Consider the following 21,169-nt stretch of genomic DNA (forward strand, 5'->3'; position numbering starts at 1 on the left):
GTGGGGCTGATCCCGGTCCGCCCCGACGAGGTCGCCACGATCGTCACCTCGCTTGAGATGCGGGCGCGGCCGCCGCTGTGCCCGCTGCCGGACGCGCCGCTCCGGCTCGTCCACTGGCGAGAACCGGATCTTGCCAAATACCGGGCGCTGTTCCGCCGGGTAGGCGAGCCGTGGCTGTGGTTCTCGCGGCTGGTGATGGACGACGATCGCCTGCGCGCGATCCTCCACGATCCGGGCATCTCGGTGTACGCCGTGGTCGATCCGCGCGGGATCGAGGTCGGGATGCTGGAACTCGACCACCGACGCGCAGGCGAGTGCGAGCTGTCCTACTTCGCGCTGGTCCCGGAGCTAGTGGGCCGCGGCTTGGGCCGATGGCTGATGGCGCAGGCGCTGACCCTCGCCTGGCGCAAGGACGTCGAGCGGCTGTGGGTCCACACCTGCACGCTCGACCACCCGCGTGCGCTGGGCTTCTATCGCAAGAGCGGGTTCGTGCCGTTCAAGCGGACCGTCGAGACCTTCGCCGATCCGCGCGCATCGGGCATCCTGTCGCCCGACGCGGCGCCGCATTATCCGCGGCTGCCGCTCGCCTGAGCATAGGCGGAGACGCGCAACAGGGCATAGGCGAGCGTCATCCCGCCGTTCGCGATGCCGGCGACGAGCGCACCCAGGGCCACCGCGACATCGTTCCCCTGTCCTGCGGACGTAAACGCGCTGCCCAGCGCTACCACCATCTGCGCTGCGAAGTAGAAGACCGCCTGAAGCCCGAGCAGGGCGAAGCCGTTGCCGGCGGTAAGCTGGAGGCCGCGCGCCATGGCATCGAGCGCATTGCGCCGCGGCTCGGCGACGATCGCGGCGGGGATCAGGAAGATCCGGCCGACGGCGTAGAGCCCTGGCAGCAGAAACGCCATCAGCCCGAGCACCACGGCGAACTGGCATGCGATCTGGGCCAGCAGAAGCGCCGGGAACCGCCGCAGCGCCACGCCCATCGCACCTGCAACCGTGGGCCGGCTCGCATCAAGGAACAGCGCCAGGATCGTGCCGGTGCCGAACAGGCCAAGAAGGGTCTGCAACAGCAGCCAGTGCAAGTTGGCGTAGAGATAGGCCTGCATGGACTGGAGCAACGTGGCGGCGTCCGCCGGCGCTGCCGGGTCCGGAACCTCCGGCACGACCATCCAGATGGTCGCCGCCATCGTCGGCACCACCAGAAACACACCCGCCAGCGGCAACAGCAGCGCACGTTCCCGCCGCCAAAGGGTCCACGCGCCGCCGACCACGGCAGCCATATTCAGCTTCATCGATGTGCCGCCGTTCCGTCCTGTCGTTCGCGTGCCGCAAGGTAGAGCTTGCCCGTGAACACCCACAGCATCACGGCGAGCGCCGTTTCTACCAGGGTGGTGAGCAGCAGCGTCAGCACGGACGCCACGCCAAGGCCATCGTCGCTGCCGAAGATCAGCGCGAGAACGGTGCCGCCCGCGTACTGGGTCGCAGCCGTGAGCACCGTAGAGACGATCCCATAGAGCAGGAACATGCCGATGATCTTGGCGGCGAGGCCGTGCGTAAGGGTGAAGGTGCGCGCGATCGCGCCCAGCCCGCGCCGCTCCTGCAAGATAACCGGAGGCAAGAGGCTCAGCCGTGCGGCGACCCACAGCAGCAACGGGATCAGCACCAGCGCGTAGAGCGCAATCCATGCCGCCGCGGCGACACTCGGGGTCACGGTTTCGCCCGCCGCCGCGGCCACGAAGTCAAAGCCATAGGCCACCAGGATCGCCACCGCCGGCATCGCCAGCAGCAGCAGCATCGCGGTCACCAGCAGGGCGAAGCCGATCACCACCGGCAGGCGCAACCCGGCCTGCCGAAGCGCCGCGCGCGGACTTTCGAGCCCGACGGCCAGGGCGAGGATCGCGAGTTCGGCCCATAGCATCAGCAGCCCGGCCACGAGGCGCACCGGCATCCAGATCCCGCCCGATGCGCCGACGTCCTGCGCAGCAGCGGCTTCGGCCAGCCCGCCGATCACAGCGGGCACGAACAGTGCCGGCAGCGCCAACGCGACCAGGGTGGCGCGACGTGCGCGGAGGAATGCAGCGGTGCGATCCCACACCTGCTCCATCTCGACCATGGCCCGCATCGGCGCCCCATTCCCCACTGGTTGCATGACGCGTGGCTGTACCTGTGCTACCGGGGCTTGCCAATGCTTACCCCCGATACTCCCCCCTTGCCCCGACCCATACTGCCGGAATGGCGCATCGAGCCGGGTCTCACCGACTATCCCAAGGCGCTGGCCACCATGGAGGCGCGGGCAGCCGCGATCGCCGATGGTACGGCCGGCGAACTGGTGTGGCTGGTCGAGCATCCGCCGCTCTACACCGCAGGAACCAGCGCCGATCCGGCCGAGCTGCTCGACCCGCGCTTCCCGGTCTATCCGGCAGGCCGTGGCGGCCGCTACACCTATCACGGCCCAGGCCAGCGGGTGGGCTACCTGATGCTGAACCTCGCCCAGCGCGGCCGCGACGTCCGCTGCTTCGTCCATGCGGTGGAGCAATGGGTCATCCGCGCCCTCGCGCGGCTGGAGGTCGAGGCGTTCTCGGTGCCCGAGCGGATCGGCATCTGGACGCGCGACGGGGGGCAGGAGGCGAAGATCGGCGCCATCGGTGTCCGCGTGCGGCGCTGGGTCACCTTCCACGGCTTTTCGGTCAACCTGTCTCCGGACCTCACGCACTTCGGCGGGATCGTGCCGTGCGGCCTTCCCGAATTCCCAGTAACCAGTCTCGAACAGCTTGGGCGGGATGCTCGCCAGGAAAGCTTCGACGCGGCACTTTTGCTGGAATTTCCGACGTTGCTGGCGTCACTCACCGCATCGCGCGAAAACCCGCTTGAGGGCTGCCCGCGAACCGACTAATGTCCATCCCCGGTTGGGTATTAAACGGCAGATAAGCCGCCAAACCACTTGTTTAGGGAGCTCTACATGCGCGCAATCATTTCCAAGATCGTTACCAGCTCGATGGTCGCCGGTGCGGCGCTGATGGTCGCAGCTTGCGGCGACTCGGCCGAGACCACCACGGACAACACCATCGTGACCGATCTGAACTCGACCGACACCTCGCTCGACGGCACGATGACCGACAACATGACCGCCGTTGACGGCGCCATGGGCAACGACGCGATGCTCGCGAACGACACGATGCTCGCGAACGACACCGCGCTGGGCAACGACACCACCGCGACCACCAACGCGATGTAATCAGACGCTTCGGCGTCTGTTCAGCAAAGGCCGTCCGGGCGACCGGGCGGCCTTTGTTTTTTGGTCGATCGGGGCCGCCTGGGAGGCGCCCTGCTCAGCTGCCGCAGCGCAGCAAGCCGCCGCCTGAAGATTCCGTTGAATCCCAAGCAGCTGGCTGCGGATTGCATATCGTCGGCGACGCGCAAAAAGGGTCTTGGCGACGCACGCCAAAACCCCGTAACCCCTCCTCGTGGCGCCGCATCGGCGCGTGAGAGGATCCCATGAAGTCAGTGCGAACCCTGATCGCCGGCGCGGCCCTTGCGGCGGCAACCTACGCCGCCCCCGCTTCCGCGCAGTTCTTCTTCAAGTCGCCTGAGCTGTCGGGTGCGCGCGTGACCGGCACCGAGCCCGGCATCACCGTCCAGGCGCTTCCCGGCGCGACCGGTGACGAACTGCGCGCGGCCTTGGCCTGGAACCTGCGCGCGGGCCTCAACGTCGCCGCGCTCCAGTGCCAGTTCGAGCCCACCCTGCTGACGCTCAACAACTACAACGACCTGCTCGACACCCATGCGGACGAGCTGAAGCGCAGCTACGAGACTCTGGCGAAGTACTTCGAGCGCAACGCCAAGACCAAAAAGGAAGGGCAGAACGCGCTCGACCAGTTCGGCACGCGTGTCTACTCGAGCTTCTCGACCGTGTCGGCCCAGCTCAACTTCTGCCAGGCGGCGGGCGAGATCGGCCAGGAGGCGGTGTTCACCCCCAAGGGCCAGTTCGGCGCGCTTGCGGAACAGCACATGCGCAAGCTCCGCAACAGCCTCGTTCCTTCGAGCGAGCAGCAGTTCCCCGGCGGCTTCTATCAGCGCTCGCTCACCAACATGGAGCCGCTCACCCGGCCGAAGTGCTGGAAGAAGGGCATCTGGCAGGACAGGCGCTGCGGCGCCTACCCGCTGCTCGGCTGATCCGGATCCGGGCTGCGGATTACCGCAGCCCGAGCAGCTTGTGCGTCTGGAGAGACAGGCGCCATTTCGGCCGGGCGAGCACGAGCGCGACCGCCGCTTCCCGGTTCGCATCCGCCTGGGGATCGTCGAGCGGCTGGGCCAGGAAGTTGGCGAAGTTCCAGCCTTCGATCTCCTCCAGGCTCAGGCCCGCCTGCGGCCACACGAGCTTCAGTTCATCGCCGCTGCGTTGCACGACGGTGCTGCCCGCCTTGGGGCTGATACATACCCAGTCGATCCCCGGGTGCGCGGCGATCGTGCCGTTGCTCTCGATGGCGATGGTGAAGCCGGCCGCGTGCAGCGCCTCCACCAGCGCATCGTCGATCTGGAGCATGGGCTCCCCGCCCGTCAGCACGACGAAGCGGCGCTCGGTGCCCGGCCCCCAAAAGCCCTCGACCGCCGCGACCAGTGCCGCCGCATCGGCGAACTTCCCCCCGCCCTCGCCATCGGTTCCGACGAAATCGGTGTCGCAGAAGCGGCAGATGGCGCTGGCACGGTCGACCTCGCGCCCGCTCCACAGGTTGCACCCCGCAAAGCGCACGAACACCGCCCGGCGACCGGCGTGCACGCCCTCGCCCTGCAACGTCAGGAACATCTCCTTGACGGCATAGCTCACGATATCAACGCCCCGCTCAGGCCGCAGCGGTGGCATAGCGGGTCGGGTCCGGCACGCCTGCTTCCTCGAAACCCTTCGAGCGCAGGCGGCAGCTGTCGCACAGGCCGCAGTGAAGGTCGCCCTGCGGGTCATAGCAGGACCAGCTGATGCCCAGGTCCAGGCCCAGCCGGGTGCCCTCACGCACGATGTCGGCCTTGGTCATGTGCTGGAGCGGCGCGTGGATCTTGAACCCCTCGCCCTCCACCCCGGCTTTGGTCGCAAGGGCCGCCAGATGTTCGAAGCCGGCGATGAACTCCGGACGGCAGTCCGGATAGCCCGAATAGTCGAGCGCGTTCACGCCGATGAACAGGTCGCGCGCCCCCGCTGCCTCGGCCCAGCCGAGCGACAGGCTTAGGAAGATGGTGTTGCGCGCCGGCACATAGGTGATCGGGATCCCGGGGGCGACGCCGTCCTTCGGGACGGCGATGTCGGCGGTCAGCGCCGATCCGCCGAACGCGGAAAGGTCCAGCGACAGGGTCACGTGCCGGTCGGCACCCAGCGCCGCGGCGACGCGGCCGGCGGCGGCAAGCTCGATCTGGTGGCGCTGGTTATAGTCCACCGACAGGGCAAGGAGACGGTATCCCGCCTCGCGAGCGAGCGCGGCGGAAACCATGGAGTCGAGGCCGCCCGAGACCAGGGCGACGGCAAAAGGCTGATCGGTCATGATGCCGCATCCGCTAGGCCCAGATGCGTCGCGCCGCAACCGTGCGACGCGGCAACCCATTGTTCCGCCGGGTAGACCGGTCGAAAAAAAGAGGGCCTGCCGGTCCGGCGAGCCCTCCTCCATGTCACCTTCTGGCGCGGCTTACATGCCGCCCGGTGCGCTCTGCAGGTGCGCCAGGTGCTTCTCGATGATCGGCACGGCCGAGTCCGCCACCTGCTTCAGCGCCGGGTCCTGCCCGTCGGTCGAATAGCCCTTGTGCAGCGACCAGGCCGCACGGTGCGCCTCGGCCTGCTGCTGCATGTAGAGAGCGTCGAAGCTGTCGGCATCCGCCGCCTTCAGGGCCGCGATCTTGGCCGCATTCGGCTCCGAAAGCGCGCTCGGCGGGCGCTTGACCTTGGGCTCCGTCTTCGGGAGCGCCGCCATCAGCGCCTTGGTGGTGGTGGTATGATCCGCGATCATCTCGCGCGCGAACGCCTTGGTCGCGTCGCTCTTGGACTTCGTCAGCGCGATCCGGCTGGACTGGATCTCATACTTGTCGCTGTCGGCCGCCCAGGCGGCGTAGTTCTCGGACGGAGTCCCGCTCATCGGCGCGGCCCCAACCTGTTCCGGGGTCATCGTCTGCGCGATGCCGGCTGCGGGCATCGCCCCCAGCGCAAGTGCACTCATCGTGATCAGCAGCTTCCGCATGTTCGTCTCCCAATTGGTGAGCGCGAAACGGATGGTGCGGTACAGTGTTCCAGCGGATCGACACCGATCCGCACGCAACTGCTTCTATTCGGGAAAATGGTAGCGGAGGAGGGACTTGAACCCCCGACACGCGGATTATGATTCCGCTGCTCTAACCAACTGAGCTACTCCGCCCCATGGGCACTCGCCGTGGCGAGGGCGCGCCTATACGAAGGCGTTTCGCGCCGGTCAAGCGAACTTGTGACGGGAAATCGGCTCCCAGGGGCCGCCGCGGTACCACCAGCTCGCCAGCCCGGCGATCGCGAGCGGACGCGGCCGGAAATCGGCCTGCAACGCGTTCAGCAGCGCGCGCGCTTTTGCCGGCTCGACCTTGTTCTGGATGGTGACGTGGGGCGCCCAGCCGGCCCGATCCTGCGGCGTCAGCAGCATCGCGAACGCGTCTGCGAGGCGGGCGCGGATTTCCTCCAGCTCCGGCGATTCGATCCGCAGCGCGACGCCGCGCCCCAGGTTGCGCAGCCCCGCGATCCTGGCGCGCGGCGCGCCGACGCCGCGGGTCTCGGCGACAAGGCGCTGCCGCAGCTCGGGCGCCACATGCGGCGGCAGATGGTGGAACAGCGTCAGATGCGCGGCCAGCTGGTTGCGCTCCGGCGGGAAGTGGCGGCGGCGGAGCGCGTCCAGCGCGGCATGATCCGCCGCGCCGAACAAGGCCGAGACGATGATCGGCGCGCCCGGAGCGGAGGCTGGGGGCGCGGGCTCGATCAAATCTCGACCTGGCTGCCGAGCTCCACCACGCGATTGGTGGGCAGACGGAAGAACTCCATCGCGCTTTCCGCGTTGCGCAGCATCCAGGCGAACAGCTTCTCGCGCCAGATCATCATGCCGGGCCGCGACGAGGGCAACAGCGTCTGACGAGCGAGGAAGAAGCTGGTCTCCATCATCCGGAAATCGCCGCCCGCGACCTTCACCTGCCGAAGCGCGGCGGGCACGTCTGCATCCTGCATGAAGCCGTAGCGCAGGATCAGGCGGTGGAAGCCCTGCCCCAGGTCGTCGGCCTTCACCCGGTTCTCCTCGGCGACGAAGGGCTCGTCGGTGATCTTCACCGTCAGCAGCACCACCCGCTCGTGCAGGACCTTGTTGTGCTTGAGGTTGTGGAGCAGCGCATGGGGGACGCCATCGGGGGTGGAGGTCATGAACACTGCCGTCCCCGGCACCCGGCTCGCGGAGCTCGCGGCCGACTGGATGAACACCTTGATCGGCATCGCGGCCTCGCGCAGCCGCTCGATCATCAGCTTGCGCCCCTTGGCCCAGGTGGTGAGCAGCACGAAGACGATGATGCCGATCATCAGCGGGAACCAGCCGCCGTCGGGCACCTTGGTAAGGTTGGCCGCGAAATAGGCGCCGTCGACCAGGAAGAAGACGGCCAGCAGCGGCAGCGCGTAATAGACCGGCCAGCGCCACAGCGCGAACAGCAGCACCGCCAGCAGGCAGGTGTCGATCAACATCGCCCCGGTGACGGCGATGCCATAGGCCGCGGTCAGGTTGGACGAGGTCTGGAAGGTGAGCACCAGCAGGATCACCATCACCATCAGCGCCCAGTTGATGAGCGGGATGTAGATCTGCCCCGCGGTAGCGGCGCTGGTGTGATCGATGCGCAGCCGCGGAATGAAGCCGAGCTGGATCGCCTGCTGCGTGACCGAGAAGGCTCCGGAGATCACCGCCTGGCTGGCGATGATTGCGGCGGCCGTCGCCAGGAACACCATCGGCAGCTGGAAGTCGTCGGGCGCCAGCATGTAGAACGGGCTCTGCAGGGCGGCGGCGCCCTCGCGCATCAGCAACGCGCCCTGCCCCATGTAGTTCGCCATGAGCGCGGGCAGCACGATCCACAGCCAGGAGAAGGCGATCGGCTTGCGGCCGAAATGGCCCATGTCGGCGTAGAGCGCCTCGGCGCCGGTCACCGCCAGCACCACGGACCCCAGTGCCAGAAACGCGGCGAGCGGATCATGCACAAAGAAGGCGATCGCGTAGGTCGGCAGGAAGGCGTGCAGGATGGTCGGCGTCTGCACGATGCTGACGACGCCCAGCGCCGCGATCACGGTGAAGTAGCAGACCATGATCGGGCCGAAAAAGGCGCCGACACGCGACGTGCCGCCGCGCTGGATCGAGAACAACCCGACGAGGATCAGCACCGCGATCGGCAGCACGAGGCCGCCGAAGGCCGGCGCTGCGATGGCGACGCCCTCCACCGCCGACAGCACCGAAACCGCGGGGGTGATCATGCTGTCGCCATAGAAAAGCGCGGTGGCGAACACGCCCAACAGCACGATGCCGCTGGTCCAGCGCTTGCCCTGGGTGCGGCCGGACACGAGCGCGAGGAGTGCGAGGCTGCCGCCCTCCCCCTTGTTGTCGGCGCGCATGATGATCGACACATATTTCAGCGTCACCACGATCATCATCGACCAGAACATCAGGCTGATGACGCCCATGATGTGCAGCGGGTCGAGCGCCAGCTTGTGGTGCCCGTCGAAGGTTTCGCGGAACGCGTAGAGCGGGCTGGTGCCGATGTCGCCGAACACGATGCCGACGGCGCCCAGCATGAGCTTCCACGTCGCCTGCTCACGCGAATGGGCATGCCCATCCTCGACGCGGTCTGATGGCAGCAGGGCGATCCCCGTCGGGGAGGAGACCGGGGAATTCACAGGCGCGGCATCTGCTGGATCGCGTGAAACATGACCATCGCCTGAACGCTACTCGTTTCGCCGTGAAAGCGCCGGCCGTTAGCACGCGCAGCATGCGCTAGCAACGGGACAAGCCCGGCGACCCGTTCTATAGCGGATCATCTACCGTATCGGAGAGGTTTATGCGCGTCGGTGTTCCCAAGGAAATCAAGAACCACGAGTATCGCGTCGGTCTGACGCCGTCCTCGGTGGCGGAACTGGTCGCGGCCGGGCACGAAGTCGTTGTCGAGACTTCCGCCGGGGCCGGAATCGACTTTACCGACTCGGACTATGTCGAGGCGGGTGCCGGGATCGTGGCGGATGCCGCCACCGTCTTCGCCGAGAGCGACATGATCGTGAAGGTGAAGGAGCCGCAGCCGTCCGAGATCGCGTTGCTGGAGCCGCGGCACACACTGTTCACCTACCTCCACCTCGCCGCAGACAAGCCCCAGGCAGAAGGGCTGATGCGGTCCGGCGCGACCTGCATCGCCTATGAGACGGTGACCTCGAACAGCGGCTCGCTGCCCTTGCTGAAGCCCATGTCGGAGGTCGCGGGCCGCATGTCCGTGCAGGTCGGCGCCCACTATCTGGAAAAGGAACAGGGCGGCCGCGGCGTTCTTCTGGGCGGCGTCCCCGGCGTCGCGCCGGCGCGAGTCGCGATCCTGGGCGGCGGCGTCGCCGGCATCAATGCCGCGCAGATGGCCGTGGGGCTGCGCGCGGACGTCACCATCTACGACATCAGCAACGAGCGTCTGGCCGAGCTCGACCTTCACTTCGGCAGCCAGATCAAGACCGCCTATGCTTCTCGCGCCGCGATTGCGGCGGCGGTGGCGCAGGCCCATCTGGTGATCGGCGCCGTGCTGGTGCCGGGTGCCGCAGCCCCGAAGCTCGTCACTCGGGAGATGCTGCGCACGATGAAGCGCGGAAGCGTGCTGGTCGACATCGCGATCGACCAGGGCGGGTGTTTCGAAACCTCCCGCGCGACCACCCACGACGACCCGGTGTTCGTCGAGGAGGACGTGATCCATTACTGCGTCGCCAACATGCCGGGCGCGGTTGCCCGCACCTCCGCATTCGCGCTCAACAACGCGACCCTGCCGTTCGTGATGCGGCTCGCCAAGTTCGGCGCGGAAGGCGCCATGCGTGCCGACCGGCACCTGGCAGCAGGCCTGAACGTGTCCCGCGCCAAGATCCGGCATGCCGCCGTGGCGGAGGCCCTGACGTTCACGATGGAAGCCTGGTCCGGAACGGAGTGAGAACAAAGGCGTTTGTCCCGGGGAAGGAGATACCCCGTGGCGAATGATCAGAATCCCAAGAGCGAGCCCTTTTCCAACGCCGAAAAGGACCCGGACGACTGGACCACCGGCGACGAGCCGATGACCGGCGCCCAGGCATCCTACCTCCAGACGCTGAGCGTAGAGGCCGGCGAGGAATTCGACCAAGGCCTCTCCAAGGCGGAGGCTTCCAAGCGCATCGATGCGCTGCAGGAAAAGACCGGCCGCGGAGCGAACTAGGTACGGCGCCGCCGCCTTCGGGTGGCGGCGTTTCCCCCCGCCCGGGTTGAGACCGGTTGTTTGCGCCGTTGGCGTCGGCGTAGATTGCGGCGTCCACCCGGGAGCCCGCACCGATGCACGACCTGCTTGCCGCCCTTCTTGCGTCGCTAGCGCTGGCGGGGACCGCGACAACACCCGCGGAAGTTGACGGCCGGTTTGACGTTGGGGGGCGCGCGATCCGGCTACAATGCCAGGGTGCCGGCGAGCCCACGGCGGTGGTGGATGCGGGCATGGGTACCGCACCTGTCGAAGACGCAGGGTGGCAACGGATCGCGGCGCGGATCGCACCCGTGACACGTATCTGCCTCTATGATCGCGCCGGCTTGGGCAGCAGCGACCGATCGCCGGAGCCGATCCGGACAAGCCTGGATGCGGCGAACGATCTGCACGCCGTGCTACAAGAAGCGGGGGTTCGGGGTCCGTTTCTGCTGGTCGGCCACTCAATCGGCGGTCTCCATGCGCAGGTGTTCGCGAGCCGCTTTCCGGTCGATACGGCCGGGCTGGTGCTCGTCTCTTCGACCCATCCGGACCAGATGACGACCTGGCTTGCGATGCTGCCCAGTGCCAGGCCCGGGGAGGAGAAGCCGCTGACCGACGTGCGCACCTTTCTCTCCGCCATGATCGAGGATCCGAACCGCAACGAGGAACGGCTCGACTGGCGCGCGAGTGCGGCAGCGGCGCGTCAGTTGAAGACGCTGGGCGACAAGCCGGTGATCGTGGCGACGCACAGCCAGCGCTTTCGCATGGTGCCCGGGCTTTCGGAGCCGCTCGCCATCCGATTGGAGGAGTCGAGCCAGCGCATGCAGAAGCAGTTCCTGACGCTTTCCTTCAACGCGCACCAGAATATCGCCGCCACCGCCGGGCACGGCCTGCCGCACGAGGCGCCGGAGTTCGTGGTGGACAACATCCTGCAGGGGGTCGCGGCGGTGCGCGCGCAGGGCTCGACCGGGCGGACTCAGCCGACCCGGTAGAGCCCGGCACCGTGCGAAGGGATACGACGGATGAGCCGGTCCTTTTCGGGCGCCAGCGCCTTGCCTTCCCACAGGTCGCGCACCGGCTGGCTGCCGCTGAACCCGAGTTCGCGGAACGGCAGGCTGATCTCCCGCGCCTCCTTGCCAGTGTTGAACAGCGCGACATAGCGGCCGCCGCCGTCCGCTGGCCGCGCGGACCAGACCCGCACGCCGTCCGCCAGGAAGTGCGGCCGATTGTCCGTGCTCGCCTGGTTCACCGCCAGCACCTCGCGGTTGGTCAGCAACGCCAGTGTCGGAGCGTCCAAGTGCCTGAGGTCCCCGCCCATGATGAGCGGCGAACGTGCGATCGACCAGAGCGTCATCAGCGTCCGCTGCTCGTCGGGCGTGAACTTGGTATCCCGCTCGCCCAGCGCCAGCCGGCCGAGGGGCAGCATGTCGGCGTCCGGCCAGCCGCCGGGTCGCCGCCACGGGTTCCAGTTCTCCAGCCGGGTGAACTGCGCCTCCAGCAGCGGCCATTCGTCCCAGAAGTCGTCGCTGATCCGCCACATCTGCGCAAAGCGACGCACGTGCTCGCCGCGGGTGACCGGCGTTTCACCGGGCGACAGGCTCAGGATCATCGGCCGGCCGCTCGCGGCGATCGCCTTGTGCGCCGCCTCGATCTCCAGCGCATGGGCATCATAGGGGCGGCTCATGTCGTCCATCTTGACGAAGTCCACGCCCCAGGACGCGAACAGGCGGAAGACGCTGTCGTAATAGGCCTGTGCGCCCGGTCTGGTCATGTCGACGCCGTACATGTCCGGGTTCCAGGAGCAGGTGCTGCTGGTGTCGGCGATGTCGGCGGCGCGGACCTGGGTGCCCAGCACCGGAAGGTTGCGCTCGACGGCCAGGCGCGGGATGCCGCGCATAAGGTGGACGCCGAACTTGAGGCCCAGGGCATGGACCTCCGCCGCGAGTGGCGCGAACCCGCGCCCGTTCGCGCTGGAGGGGAACCGGTTCGGCGCCGGCAGCAACCGGCCGTTGCCGTCCATCGCCGGCACCGGCTTGGCATTATAGGTGTAGCTGGCGGCGTTGGGTTCGTACCACTGGATGTCGACGGTGAAGACGTCATAGCCGAACGGCAGCAGCTTGTCGGCCATGATGCGGGCGGTCTCTCGTGCCTGCGCCTCGGTGATGGTGGTGGCAAAGCTGTTCCAGCTGTTCCAGCCCATCGGCGGCGTCTGCGCGAGCACCGGTTCGCGCGCGCCGTTCCCCGCCTGGGCAAACGCCGGCAGGGCGGATGCCGCCGTTCCCGCCATGCCCGCCGCCAATAGTTCGCGCCGGCCGATTCGCATCGTCTCCCTCCCCTTTTCGTCTCTGGCCGCTCTCGCTAGCAGCGACCCGGCGCGGGCACCATGGCGGCGTCCGGGATCATGATCTCCGTCCCGAACTTCACCCGGTCCAGTGCGATCAGGCTGCGAAAGCTGGCAATTGCGTCGTTTTCGGAGAACAGCCGCCGGCTGATTCCATCATAGGCGACCATGTCGGCCGCGACGATCACCAGAACGAAGCTGATGCCGCCCGTCACATAATAGCATTGCTGCACCTCCGGCGCATCGCGGAACAGCGCCTTGGCGGCGTCGACGGTACGGGAGCGCTCGTCCGCAAGCTGGACTTCGACGATCGCGGTGATCCCCATCTGCACCGCGCGCGTATCGACGATCGCGACGTTGCGCTCGATGATCCCGGCCTTCTCCATCGCTGCCACCCGCCGCTGCACCGCCGCTGCCGAGAGGTTCACCGCCTCCCCGATGGTACGCTGCGGAGTGCGGTTGTCCCGCTGGAGGATGCGGAGGATCGCACGGTCGAACGCGTCGAGGACGCGTCGGCGAAGGGCATTCGCTTGGGCCATGCGCGAGTTTTTGTTGCATCCAACGCCAGGCACAAGCGCAAAAACCTCAGGCAGGTGGTGCTATTCCGCGCGGTGTTCGCGACGAGGAGGACGATGATCAGCACCGCGGCCGGTTCGCCCGGCACCAACAGGACCATTCTAGGGGTCGCCTGTGGCATGGGAGCCGGGGCGCTCTGGGGCCTGGTGTTTCTTGCTCCCGATCTCGTGCGGGCGTTCACCCCCCTGCAACTCGCGATCGGGCGGTATCTCGCCTTCGGCCTCATCTCGGCCGCGCTGGTCGGTTCCCGCTGGCGTAGCCTGGTCGCGGCGGTGCCGGCGCGTGGCTGGCTGTCGCTTGCCTGGCTCTCGCTGGCGGGCAACACGCTCTATTACGTGCTGCTGTCGACCGCGGTGCAAACGGGCGGCATCGCCATGACGTCGCTCGTGCTCGGTTTCCTCCCGGTCCCGGTGACGATCATCGGCAGCCGTGATTCCGGCGCGGTGCCGCTGCGAAAGCTCGTGCCCTCCCTCCTGCTGTGCGTCGCAGGCGCCGTCTGCATCGGCTGGCAGGCGATCGCCGCACCGGCTGCAGGCGCGGTCACGGGGCTCCTGTTCGCCATCGGAGCGCTGGCGTCGTGGACCGCCTATGCCATCGGCAACACCCGTTCGCTCAGCCGCTTCGCGCACGTCTCCGCACAGGACTGGAACCTGCTGACCGGTGTCGTCACGGGGCTCCAGGCAACGGCCCTGATCCCGGTCACGCTCCTGTTCGAGCCGCTGAACCACACGCCCCAGGCCTGGCTCGAATATGCCGGCGTCTCGATCGCGGTTGCGCTTCTTGCGTCGATCGGCGGCAACCTGCTCTGGAACCGGATGAGCCGGCTGCTGCCGCTCACGCTCGTCGGCCAGATGATCCTGTTCGAGACCTTGTTCGGCCTGCTCTACGCCTTTGTCTGGGAACGGCGCCTCCCGACTCTCCTCGAGTCGGCCGCGTTCGTGCTGGTGGTCGCCAGTGTGCTCACCTGCATCGCCGCCCATCGACGACGCGCGGGCCTCGCGATCTCTGCCGCCGCCTCCTGAGACGTGCCGCTCGCCCTTTCTCCAGGACGAGCGGCAGCGGGACGGACCTAGATGGCGTCACTGGCGGTCGGCCGTACGATGATCTCGCTGACGTCGACATCGCCCGGCTGGCTGACCGCGAACAGGATCGCACGGGCGATCGCGTCCGCCTTCAGGATCGATGCACGGAAGGCCTCCATCGCCTTGGCCGTCTCCGGGTGAGTGATGGCGTCCGCGAGTTCGGATTCGACTGCGCCCGGCGAGATGATCGTGGCGCGGATGTTGTCGTGCTCGCGGCGGATGCCGTCGGTGATCGCCCACACCGCGAACTTGGTCGCACAATAGACGGCGCCGGTCGGCACCACATAATGTGCGCCGAGCGAGGCGACGTTCACGAACTGGCCCGAGCCCTGCTCGACAAAACCCGGCAGTGCGGCAGCAACGCCGTTCAGGACGCCGCGAATGTTGACGTCGATCATCCGGTTCCACTCGTCGGTCTTCAGCGCCGCGAGCGGCGACAGCGGCATGATGCCCGCATTGTTCACCAGCACGTCGACGCGGCCATAGCGCTCCACCGCCGCGTCCACGAAGCTGGCGAAGCTGGCCGCCTCGGTGACGTCGAGCCGCTGCCACGCGACGGTGCCACCGGCCGCTTCGATCTCGGCGGCAAGCCGCTCCAGGCGATCGGTCCGGCGGGCGCCCAGCATCAGGCGGGCGCCGGTACCGGCCAGCAGGCGGGCGGTCGCCTCGCCGATGCCGCTGCTGGCGCCGGTGATCAGGATCGTCTTCTCGTTCAGGTCGGACATGGTGCTTCCTCCATCCGCCAGCGATCGTCGCTGGCCCGCACCCTTTTTGCGTGATCGGGCGCGAGAGGCGGTAGACGCGAAGTCCGGGATGCTTGCACGATCCTGCATCCGGACGTTCGGCGGCTTGCGCAGGCAGCTTCCGCGTGGAAGCAAGGCAGCCATGCACCGCATCACCGATCTTGCCGCGCTGATCGCGCGCCACGCTCCGGAAGACGGCTTCCAGGAAACCGCACTTCCCTCGGTCACGCTTATACGATCCGCCGCGGTGACCACGCCGACGCCGACCGTCTATGCGCCGTCGCTGTGCATGGTCGCGCAAGGTGCCAAGGAAGCGCAGCTGGGGCGGAGCCGGTTCTACTATGATCCGGGCAGCTTCCTGCTCGCCGGGGTCGACCTGCCCGTGGTCGGCGCAGTGACTCAGGCGAGCGCGGACGCGCCCTATCTATGCCTCGTCCTGCACCTGGATGCTGCGCGGGTCGCCGAGATGGTGGCCGAGCACCCGATTGCGGATTCGCAAGGGGACCGCCCGATCCCGGGCCTCATCCTGGGCGAGACCACCGCCGAGATGATCGACGCCGCCTGCCGGCTGCTGGCGTTGCTCGATGCACCCGAAGACCGGGATGCCCTCGCCCCCCTGTTGGAGCGCGAGCTGCTCTGGCGCCTGTTGCGCGGCCCCGCCGGGCAATTGTTGCGGCAGATGGCGGGCGGTCCGCAGAGCGACAAACTTAACCGCGCCCTTCAGTGGCTGCGCCACCATTATGCCGAGCCGGTATCGATCGACACGCTGGCCGAGGTCGCGGGCATGAGCCCCTCGGCCCTCCACCAGCATTTCCGCACCGTCACCGGGCTCAGCCCGCTGCGCTACCGCACCCAGCTTCGCGTCCAGGAGGCGCGGCGGCTGATGATCGCGCGCGGGCTCGATGCCGCCACCGCCGGTTTCCAGGTGGGCTATGGCAGCCCGTCCCAGTTCAGCCGGGAATACGCCCGCACCATGGGCCTTCCCCCCAGCCGCGACGTCGAGCGGCTGCGGGCGTCCACCGACTATCTGGTCGCCTGAGCCTTATTCCGGCTGCGGCTGCGCGATACCGGCGGCACGCTCGCGCGCCTGCAACGCCAGCAGCCGGTCGACCAGCACCAGCCGCACGGCGATGTCCTGCCGGTAGGAGACGTCCTTCGGCGTCAGCGCCAGCGCGCGCATCCACAGCTCGCGGGTACGGGCGAAGTCGTTGGTCCGCGCCTGCGCCAGGCCATAGAAGAAGGCGGGCCCGGGATGCTCGGGAGCCAGCCGCATCCCCTGCTCGAACGCGAGCTTGGCGGCGGGTGACAGCGTGCCGCCATCCTTTTCCACCAGCATCATGCCCAGCCAGGTCCACAAGGCCGCACTCTGGGGCGCCTTCTGCACACCGCCCAGCATCACCTGCGCCGCCGGTGCCACCGCGCCCGACGACAGCAGCGCGTCCGAGGCGATGAAATAGCTCTCTTCGAAGTTGAAGCGGCCGAACATCGCCTGCCGCAGTTCCTTCAGGCTCGGGTCGATCGTGCGACGTTCGCGCTGCCCTTCGGCCGAAACACCGGGGAGGCTTGGCCGGCCCTGCACCGAATAGCCGATCGCACCCAGCATCATCGCGGCGCCGACCAGCGACCACAGCGCCGGCGCTACCCGCAGTCGCCAGAGCAGCAGCCCCGACGCGAGCGCCAGCAGGCCCAGCATCACCCAGCCCATCACGCCCTCCTGCGCCGGCGGATGCTGCGCCGCGCGAGCAGGATGCCCGCCGCGAGCAGCACCAGCGGGGCGATCCACAGCGGCAGCGTCGCGGCATCGAGCGGCGGATCGTAGCTCACATAGCTGCCATAGCGTTCGACCAGCCAGGCGCGCACCGCTTCGGGCTTCTCACCCTTTGCGATCCGCTCGCGCACGAGCGCGCGCATGTCGCCGGCCATCTCGGCATCGCTGTCGGCGATCGACTGCCCCTGACAGACCAGGCAGCGCAGCGTGTTCATCAGCGCCTTTGCCTGGGCCTCCTTGGCGGGGTCCGGCAGCTGGGTATAGGCAAGCGGCGCCGGCGGCAGGTCCGACTGGGCGAGCGCGGGGGCTGCCAGAAGCAGCGCCAGCACGGCAAGCGTCGTGCGGCTCATCGCGCCGCCTCCAGCGCGCGGAGCAGTTCGGGCACGTCGCTGTCGCGAACGTCGCCGATATGCTGTGCGCGGATGATCCCCTTGCCGTCGATCACGAAGGTCTCCGGCACGCCCGACGAGCCGAGCGCAAGCTGCACCTGGCTGGTGGGATCGTCGCCGATCGCCGCGTAGGGATCGCCATTCTCCGCGAGGAAGCGCTGCACGTCGGTCGATCGGTCGCGGATCGCCACCGCGCGGATATCGGCCCCCGCTTCTTTCAGCCGCAGCAGCTTGGGCGCCTCCGCCAGGCACGGCACGCACCAGCTGGCGAAAACATTGAGCAGCTTCGGCCTGCCGTCGCGGAAGGCGGCATCCGAAAGCCCGGGCTTGCCCGGCACGGACGCGGCGAGGGTGAATGCGGGCAAGGGCTTGCCCACCAGCCGCGAACGCACGGTGGTGTCGGTGGGGCGCAGGTTGAGTGCGACCACGATCACCAGCACCACGAATGCGGCCAGGGGCACCCACAGCAGCCACCGCTTCATGCCAGCACCTCCGCATCCCTCGCGCGGTGGCCGGGCCGCCGCTCGCGCCAGAGCCGGCCGACTAGCGACAAGAGGCCGCCGATCGCGATCAGCGCGCCGCCCAGCCAGATCAGCGTCACCAGCGGCTTCCACCACAGGCGCAGCTGGCGGCGGCCGCCTTCGCTCGCCTGGCCGAGCACGACGTAGAGCTGGCCGTCGAGCGCGCTGGTGATCGCCGCCTCGCTCGTCTCGGTCGGCGGCGCCGCGAAATAGCGCTGCTGCGGAGCGATCCAGAAGCGGCTGCTGCCACGCTCGACGCGCATGCGCCCTTCGATGGCGGTCCAGTTGGGGCCGATCACCGGACGGACGCCTTCCAGCGTCACGCGATAGGGCCCCACCTCCTGGGTCTCACCGACACCGGCGGCGACCAGCACCTCGCGGGTGAAGGCGCTCTCGCTCGCCATGCCGGCAAGGCTGACCGCGACGCCCAGGTGCGCAATCACCATGCCCCAGGTGAACAGCGGCGCCCGGCGCAGGTTGCGACCCCACAGCGGCGCCACACTCGCAACCGCAAGACCGGCGGACAGCGCCAGTCCGAGCAGCGAGAGTAGGCCGGTCTCCGGCGCGAGCAGCAGCACCGCCACCAGCACCACCCCGGTCACCACCGCCGGCACCAGCATCCGCCGGCCGAGCGCCCGCGCGTCGTCGCGGCGCCAGCGCAGCAGCGGCCCGGCGGCGAGCGCCACCACCAGCAGCAGCGCGATCGGCCCCACGGTCTTGTTGAAGAAGGGCGGCCCCACCGAAAGCTGCACGTCCATCGCCTGCGCGACCAGCGGATAAAGCGTGCCGATCAGAACGATACCCAGGATCACCGACAGCAGCAGGTTGTTGAGCACCAGCCCCGCCTCCCGGCTGATCGGCTCGAACGTCGTGCCCTGCCGCACCGTGCCGATGCGCAGACCGAACAGCGTGAGCGCGCCGCCGATGTAGAGCACCAGCAGCGCCAGGATGAAGCTGCCGCGGCTCGGATCGACCGCGAAGGCATGGACGCTGGTGAGGATGCCGGAGCGCACCAGAAAGGTGCCGACCATCGACATGGAGAAGGCGACCACCGCCAGCATCACCGTCCAGGCACGCAGCCCGTCGCGGGTGGCGAGCACCGTCACCGAATGGAGCAGCGCGGTGGCGGCGAGCCACGGCATCAGCGACGCGTTCTCCACCGGATCCCAGAACCACCAGCCGCCCCAGCCGAGCTCATAATAGGCCCAGTAGCTGCCGGCGGTGATGCCGAGCGTCAGGAAGATCCAGGCACCGAGCACCCAGGGGCGCATCGCGCGCGCGAACTGCGGGCCGACATCGCGGGTGACGAGCGCGCCGATGGCAAAGGAGAACGCCACCGACAAGCCGACATAGCCGAAGTAGAGCGTCGGCGGATGGAACGCCAAGCCCGGGTCCTGCAGCAGCGGGTTGAGCCCCATGCCCTCCGCCGGCGCCGGATCGAGCCGCGCGAAGGGATTGGACGCGATCAGCAGGAAGGCGAAGAAGCCAAGCGCGATCGCCGCCTGCCCGCCGAGTGTCGCCACCAGCGTGCGTGGGTCGAGGCGCTTCTCCAGCAGCGCAATCGCAGCCCCGGCAAGCCCGAGCACCGTGACCCACAGCAGCATCGAGCCTTCGTGGTTCCCCCACGCCGCGGCCACCTTGTAGAGCATCGGCTTGGCGGAGTGGCTGTTCTGCGCGACCAACAGCACCGACAGGTCCGTGCGGACGAACACCAGCACCAGCGCGCCAAAGGCAAAGGCGGTCAGCAGCCCCTGCACCACCGCGACCGGGCGAACGGCGCCGATCAGCTCGGCGCCTCCGGCTCCCGCCGTCTCCGTACGGGTCATGCGCAGCCCAAGCGTGGCCGCCACCAGCTGCAACAGCGCCAGCGCGGCGGCGAGCCACAGCGCCGCGAGCCCGGCTTCGGCGATCATGGCTCCAGCGTCTCGCTCTTGTGCATCTTGCCTGCGACTTCGGGCGGCATGTAGCGCTCGTCGTGCTTGGCCAGCAGGTTGTCCGCGACGAAGCTGCCGTCGGGCCGGAAGCGCCCTTCGGCCACCACGCCGGAGTTCTCCTTGAACAGGTCGGGCGCGATGCCGCTGAACCGCACCGGCACCTGCGCGGCGCCATCGGTGACGGTGAAGGCGATCGTCACCCCGTCCGGCTGGCGCTGGATGGATCCCGGCGCGACCATGCCGCCCAGCCGCACCGCTCGGTCGACGGGCGGCGCGGCCTTGGCGACGTCGGAGGGCGCGTAGAAGAAGGCGGCTTCCCCCTGGAGGGCCGAGAGTGCGAGCCCGCTCGCGCCGAGGACGGCGGCGACGGCAAGCCCCACCAGGGTCAGGCGTTGATGCTTGGGCTTCACTTTTTCCTCTGGCGCTCGGCCTGGGCTTCGGCGCGTCGCATGGCGATCCAGGCAGCCGCGGCCATCGCCGCGGTGCCGCCAAGGGTCAGCGCGTAGGCGCCGATGACGAAGGGCCAGGGGTTCATGCGGCCGCCATCCGGCGCAGGCGCGCCTCCACCTTGATGCGTGCGAGATCGGCCCGCATCCGCATCAGCACGATCGCAACGAACAGCAGCGAGAAGCCGGCGAGCGTGAAGCCCAGCGGCCACAGGATGCTGTTGTCCACGCTCGACTTGGTGAGCGTGATGCTCGGTCCCTGGTGCAGCGTGCGCCACCAGATCACCGAATAGCGGATGATCGGCAGCAGCGCGGTGCCGGCGATCCCGAACAGGGCGGGGATGCGCCCGTCCCCGTCCCGCTCGGCATCGGCGCGCGAGAGCGCCAGATAGGCCAGATAGACGAAGAACAGCAGCAGCATCGACGTCAGCCGTCCGTCCCACTGCCACCAGGTGCCCCAGGTCGGCCGCCCCCAGATCGAACCGGTGGCGAGACACAGCCCCGCGAACACCGCGCCCGGCAGCGCCACCGCGCGCGCGGCGATCGCCGCCAGCGGATGCCGCCAGACGAGATAGACGATGCTGGAGACGGCAATGCCGGTCCAGCCGCCCATGCCCAGCCAGGCGGCGGGGACATGGATGTAGAGGATGCGGACCGTCTCACCCTGCAGATAGTCGGGCGGCGTCTGGGTCAGCCCCGCCCAGCTGCCGAACAGCAGCAACGCCGCGCCCAGCGCCAGCAGCACCGGCGTCAGCGGACGGGCGATCGACAGGAAGCGCGTCGGATTGGCAAAGGCGTGGAGGGTCGGCACGATCAGCCACAAGGGTTAAGCGAAATTGCCCGGGGCGTCACCCCGAGGCCTGCGCTTATTCGGCGATGGCGCTTTCCACAACATTGCGCCGGGT

General features: G+C 68.4%; 26 protein-coding genes and 1 tRNA gene. 9 read left to right on the top strand and 18 right to left on the bottom strand.

The window, feature by feature from the left end; all coding sequences use genetic code 11:
* Entirely contained in the window at positions 1–591 is a 591-nt protein-coding gene (locus VPH46_RS10905) for a GNAT family N-acetyltransferase (RefSeq protein ID WP_416611174.1), read from the top strand.
* Here the strand turns inward: VPH46_RS10905 and VPH46_RS10910 are convergent.
* Positions 567–1,295: a hypothetical protein gene (locus VPH46_RS10910; RefSeq protein WP_416611176.1), complete on the bottom strand. Its 729-nt coding sequence runs from the start codon at positions 1,293–1,295 to the stop codon at positions 567–569. The genes VPH46_RS10905 and VPH46_RS10910 overlap by 25 nt on opposite strands.
* Complete coding sequence (locus VPH46_RS10915; protein WP_416611178.1) at positions 1,292–2,125, bottom strand: hypothetical protein; 834 nt, start codon at positions 2,123–2,125, stop codon at positions 1,292–1,294. Before VPH46_RS10915 ends, VPH46_RS10910 begins: the two co-directional genes overlap by 4 nt.
* Positions 2,126–2,188: 63 nt before the next feature.
* Between VPH46_RS10915 and lipB the strand changes: the two genes are divergently transcribed.
* The 3 genes from lipB (at position 2,189) to VPH46_RS10930 (ending at position 4,176) form a co-directional block, all read left to right on the top strand.
* Positions 2,189–2,896: a lipoyl(octanoyl) transferase LipB gene (gene lipB, locus VPH46_RS10920; RefSeq protein WP_416611243.1), complete on the top strand. Its 708-nt coding sequence runs from the start codon at positions 2,189–2,191 to the stop codon at positions 2,894–2,896.
* Positions 2,897–2,962: 66 nt separating this feature from the next.
* Complete coding sequence (locus VPH46_RS10925; protein WP_132882164.1) at positions 2,963–3,238, top strand: hypothetical protein; 276 nt, start codon at positions 2,963–2,965, stop codon at positions 3,236–3,238.
* Positions 3,239–3,498: 260 nt separating this feature from the next.
* Positions 3,499–4,176: a hypothetical protein gene (locus tag VPH46_RS10930; RefSeq protein ID WP_416611180.1), complete on the top strand. Its 678-nt coding sequence runs from the start codon at positions 3,499–3,501 to the stop codon at positions 4,174–4,176.
* Positions 4,177–4,195: 19 nt separating this feature from the next.
* On the opposite strand, the gene queE is transcribed toward VPH46_RS10930, so the two are convergent.
* The 6 genes from queE to VPH46_RS10960 form a co-directional block, all read right to left on the bottom strand.
* Positions 4,196–4,828, bottom strand: a complete 633-nt coding sequence (queE, locus tag VPH46_RS10935) for a 7-carboxy-7-deazaguanine synthase (protein WP_416611182.1) — start codon at positions 4,826–4,828, stop codon at positions 4,196–4,198.
* A gap of 16 nt (positions 4,829–4,844) precedes the next feature.
* Positions 4,845–5,531 (bottom strand): 7-cyano-7-deazaguanine synthase QueC, encoded by a 687-nt coding sequence (gene queC, locus VPH46_RS10940; protein ID WP_125961063.1) that lies wholly within the window; start codon positions 5,529–5,531, stop codon positions 4,845–4,847.
* A 141-nt stretch (positions 5,532–5,672) separates the two neighbouring features.
* Positions 5,673–6,218 (bottom strand): DUF4142 domain-containing protein, encoded by a 546-nt coding sequence (locus VPH46_RS10945; protein WP_125961064.1) that lies wholly within the window; start codon positions 6,216–6,218, stop codon positions 5,673–5,675.
* 97 nt (positions 6,219–6,315) lie between these two features.
* A tRNA-Met gene (locus VPH46_RS10950) sits at positions 6,316–6,392 on the bottom strand.
* A gap of 54 nt (positions 6,393–6,446) precedes the next feature.
* Positions 6,447–6,977: a 2'-5' RNA ligase family protein gene (locus tag VPH46_RS10955; protein ID WP_416611245.1), complete on the bottom strand. Its 531-nt coding sequence runs from the start codon at positions 6,975–6,977 to the stop codon at positions 6,447–6,449.
* Positions 6,977–8,875, bottom strand: coding sequence for a potassium transporter Kup (locus VPH46_RS10960; protein ID WP_416611247.1), 1,899 nt, complete (start codon positions 8,873–8,875; stop codon positions 6,977–6,979). The genes VPH46_RS10955 and VPH46_RS10960 overlap by 1 nt, the downstream gene beginning before the upstream one ends.
* A 200-nt stretch (positions 8,876–9,075) precedes the next feature.
* Here VPH46_RS10960 and ald point away from each other — a divergent pair, with 200 nt between their 5' ends.
* The 3 genes from ald (at position 9,076) to VPH46_RS10975 (ending at position 11,456) form a co-directional block, all read left to right on the top strand.
* A complete protein-coding gene (ald, locus tag VPH46_RS10965) occupies positions 9,076–10,188 on the top strand; it encodes an alanine dehydrogenase (RefSeq protein WP_416611185.1) in 1,113 nt (370 codons plus the stop codon).
* A gap of 36 nt (positions 10,189–10,224) precedes the next feature.
* Entirely contained in the window at positions 10,225–10,446 is a 222-nt protein-coding gene (locus VPH46_RS10970; RefSeq protein WP_416611187.1) for a DUF3072 domain-containing protein, read from the top strand.
* Between the two features lie 269 nt (positions 10,447–10,715).
* The gene (locus VPH46_RS10975) at positions 10,716–11,456 is read left to right on the top strand and encodes an alpha/beta fold hydrolase (protein ID WP_416611189.1); all 741 of its coding nucleotides are present in this window, start codon (positions 10,716–10,718) and stop codon (positions 11,454–11,456) included.
* Here VPH46_RS10975 and VPH46_RS10980 read toward each other — a convergent pair.
* On the bottom strand, positions 11,441–12,787 hold the full coding sequence (locus VPH46_RS10980) for a glycoside hydrolase family 27 protein (protein WP_416611191.1): 1,347 nt from the start codon (positions 12,785–12,787) through the stop codon (positions 11,441–11,443). The genes VPH46_RS10975 and VPH46_RS10980 overlap by 16 nt on opposite strands.
* Positions 12,788–12,822: 35 nt before the next feature.
* On the bottom strand, positions 12,823–13,344 hold the full coding sequence (locus VPH46_RS10985) for an Lrp/AsnC family transcriptional regulator (RefSeq protein ID WP_416611193.1): 522 nt from the start codon (positions 13,342–13,344) through the stop codon (positions 12,823–12,825).
* A gap of 93 nt (positions 13,345–13,437) precedes the next feature.
* On the opposite strand from VPH46_RS10985, the gene VPH46_RS10990 reads away from it, so the two are divergent.
* The gene (locus VPH46_RS10990; protein WP_416611195.1) at positions 13,438–14,403 is read left to right on the top strand and encodes a DMT family transporter; all 966 of its coding nucleotides are present in this window, start codon (positions 13,438–13,440) and stop codon (positions 14,401–14,403) included.
* Positions 14,404–14,450: 47 nt separating this feature from the next.
* Here VPH46_RS10990 and VPH46_RS10995 read toward each other — a convergent pair whose 3' ends face one another.
* The gene (locus tag VPH46_RS10995; protein WP_416611197.1) at positions 14,451–15,188 is read right to left on the bottom strand and encodes an SDR family oxidoreductase; all 738 of its coding nucleotides are present in this window, start codon (positions 15,186–15,188) and stop codon (positions 14,451–14,453) included.
* A gap of 160 nt (positions 15,189–15,348) precedes the next feature.
* On the opposite strand from VPH46_RS10995, the gene VPH46_RS11000 reads away from it, so the two are divergent.
* Complete coding sequence (locus tag VPH46_RS11000; RefSeq protein ID WP_416611199.1) at positions 15,349–16,245, top strand: AraC family transcriptional regulator N-terminal domain-containing protein; 897 nt, start codon at positions 15,349–15,351, stop codon at positions 16,243–16,245.
* Between the two features lie 3 nt (positions 16,246–16,248).
* Here the strand turns inward: VPH46_RS11000 and VPH46_RS11005 are convergent, their stop codons facing one another.
* Genes VPH46_RS11005 through ccmC form a run of 7 tightly spaced genes read right to left on the bottom strand, consistent with a single transcriptional unit; the run spans position 16,249 to position 21,075 of the window.
* Entirely contained in the window at positions 16,249–16,911 is a 663-nt protein-coding gene (locus VPH46_RS11005) for a tetratricopeptide repeat protein (protein ID WP_416611200.1), read from the bottom strand.
* The gene (locus VPH46_RS11010; RefSeq protein ID WP_416611202.1) at positions 16,911–17,324 is read right to left on the bottom strand and encodes a cytochrome c-type biogenesis protein; all 414 of its coding nucleotides are present in this window, start codon (positions 17,322–17,324) and stop codon (positions 16,911–16,913) included. Before VPH46_RS11010 ends, VPH46_RS11005 begins: the two co-directional genes overlap by 1 nt.
* Positions 17,321–17,845 carry a redoxin family protein gene (locus VPH46_RS11015; RefSeq protein WP_416611204.1) on the bottom strand — a complete coding sequence of 175 codons (525 nt, stop codon included), beginning with the start codon at positions 17,843–17,845 and terminating at the stop codon, positions 17,321–17,323. The genes VPH46_RS11010 and VPH46_RS11015 overlap by 4 nt, the downstream gene beginning before the upstream one ends.
* Positions 17,842–19,797 (bottom strand): heme lyase CcmF/NrfE family subunit, encoded by a 1,956-nt coding sequence (locus VPH46_RS11020; RefSeq protein ID WP_416611206.1) that lies wholly within the window; start codon positions 19,795–19,797, stop codon positions 17,842–17,844. The genes VPH46_RS11015 and VPH46_RS11020 overlap by 4 nt, the downstream gene beginning before the upstream one ends.
* Complete coding sequence (ccmE, locus tag VPH46_RS11025; protein WP_129340402.1) at positions 19,794–20,228, bottom strand: cytochrome c maturation protein CcmE; 435 nt, start codon at positions 20,226–20,228, stop codon at positions 19,794–19,796. Before ccmE ends, VPH46_RS11020 begins: the two co-directional genes overlap by 4 nt.
* On the bottom strand, positions 20,225–20,353 hold the full coding sequence (locus tag VPH46_RS11030; RefSeq protein ID WP_267495222.1) for a hypothetical protein: 129 nt from the start codon (positions 20,351–20,353) through the stop codon (positions 20,225–20,227). Before VPH46_RS11030 ends, ccmE begins: the two co-directional genes overlap by 4 nt.
* Complete coding sequence (gene ccmC / locus VPH46_RS11035) at positions 20,350–21,075, bottom strand: heme ABC transporter permease CcmC (RefSeq protein ID WP_416611249.1); 726 nt, start codon at positions 21,073–21,075, stop codon at positions 20,350–20,352. Before ccmC ends, VPH46_RS11030 begins: the two co-directional genes overlap by 4 nt.
* Positions 21,076–21,169 lie beyond the last annotated feature (94 nt).

Source organism: Sphingomonas sp. MJ1 (PH-R8) (assembly GCF_048058635.1).
Taxonomy (GTDB): domain Bacteria; phylum Pseudomonadota; class Alphaproteobacteria; order Sphingomonadales; family Sphingomonadaceae; genus Sphingomonas.

Bases quoted from the DNA above. Each gene is read 5' to 3' on its own strand.
- VPH46_RS10945 (WP_125961064.1), bottom strand. From the start codon at position 6,218: ATGCGGAAGCTGCTGATCACGATGAGTGCACTTGCGCTGGGGGCGATG.
- VPH46_RS10975 (WP_416611189.1), top strand. From the start codon at position 10,716: ATGGGTACCGCACCTGTCGAAGACGCAGGGTGGCAACGGATCGCGGCG.
- VPH46_RS10915 (WP_416611178.1), bottom strand. From the start codon at position 2,125: ATGCGGGCCATGGTCGAGATGGAGCAGGTGTGGGATCGCACCGCTGCA.
- VPH46_RS10980 (WP_416611191.1), bottom strand. From the start codon at position 12,787: ATGCGAATCGGCCGGCGCGAACTATTGGCGGCGGGCATGGCGGGAACG.
- VPH46_RS11005 (WP_416611200.1), bottom strand. From the start codon at position 16,911: ATGGGCTGGGTGATGCTGGGCCTGCTGGCGCTCGCGTCGGGGCTGCTG.
- queC (WP_125961063.1), bottom strand. From the start codon at position 5,531: ATGACCGATCAGCCTTTTGCCGTCGCCCTGGTCTCGGGCGGCCTCGAC.
- VPH46_RS11020 (WP_416611206.1), bottom strand. From the start codon at position 19,797: ATGATCGCCGAAGCCGGGCTCGCGGCGCTGTGGCTCGCCGCCGCGCTG.
- VPH46_RS11000 (WP_416611199.1), top strand. From the start codon at position 15,349: ATGCACCGCATCACCGATCTTGCCGCGCTGATCGCGCGCCACGCTCCG.
- VPH46_RS11030 (WP_267495222.1), bottom strand. From the start codon at position 20,353: ATGAACCCCTGGCCCTTCGTCATCGGCGCCTACGCGCTGACCCTTGGC.
- VPH46_RS11010 (WP_416611202.1), bottom strand. From the start codon at position 17,324: ATGAGCCGCACGACGCTTGCCGTGCTGGCGCTGCTTCTGGCAGCCCCC.
- VPH46_RS10985 (WP_416611193.1), bottom strand. From the start codon at position 13,344: ATGGCCCAAGCGAATGCCCTTCGCCGACGCGTCCTCGACGCGTTCGAC.
- VPH46_RS10995 (WP_416611197.1), bottom strand. From the start codon at position 15,188: ATGTCCGACCTGAACGAGAAGACGATCCTGATCACCGGCGCCAGCAGC.
- VPH46_RS10990 (WP_416611195.1), top strand. From the start codon at position 13,438: ATGATCAGCACCGCGGCCGGTTCGCCCGGCACCAACAGGACCATTCTA.
- VPH46_RS11015 (WP_416611204.1), bottom strand. From the start codon at position 17,845: ATGAAGCGGTGGCTGCTGTGGGTGCCCCTGGCCGCATTCGTGGTGCTG.
- VPH46_RS10930 (WP_416611180.1), top strand. From the start codon at position 3,499: ATGAAGTCAGTGCGAACCCTGATCGCCGGCGCGGCCCTTGCGGCGGCA.
- VPH46_RS10910 (WP_416611176.1), bottom strand. From the start codon at position 1,295: ATGAAGCTGAATATGGCTGCCGTGGTCGGCGGCGCGTGGACCCTTTGG.
- ald (WP_416611185.1), top strand. From the start codon at position 9,076: ATGCGCGTCGGTGTTCCCAAGGAAATCAAGAACCACGAGTATCGCGTC.
- lipB (WP_416611243.1), top strand. From the start codon at position 2,189: ATGCTTACCCCCGATACTCCCCCCTTGCCCCGACCCATACTGCCGGAA.
- VPH46_RS10925 (WP_132882164.1), top strand. From the start codon at position 2,963: ATGCGCGCAATCATTTCCAAGATCGTTACCAGCTCGATGGTCGCCGGT.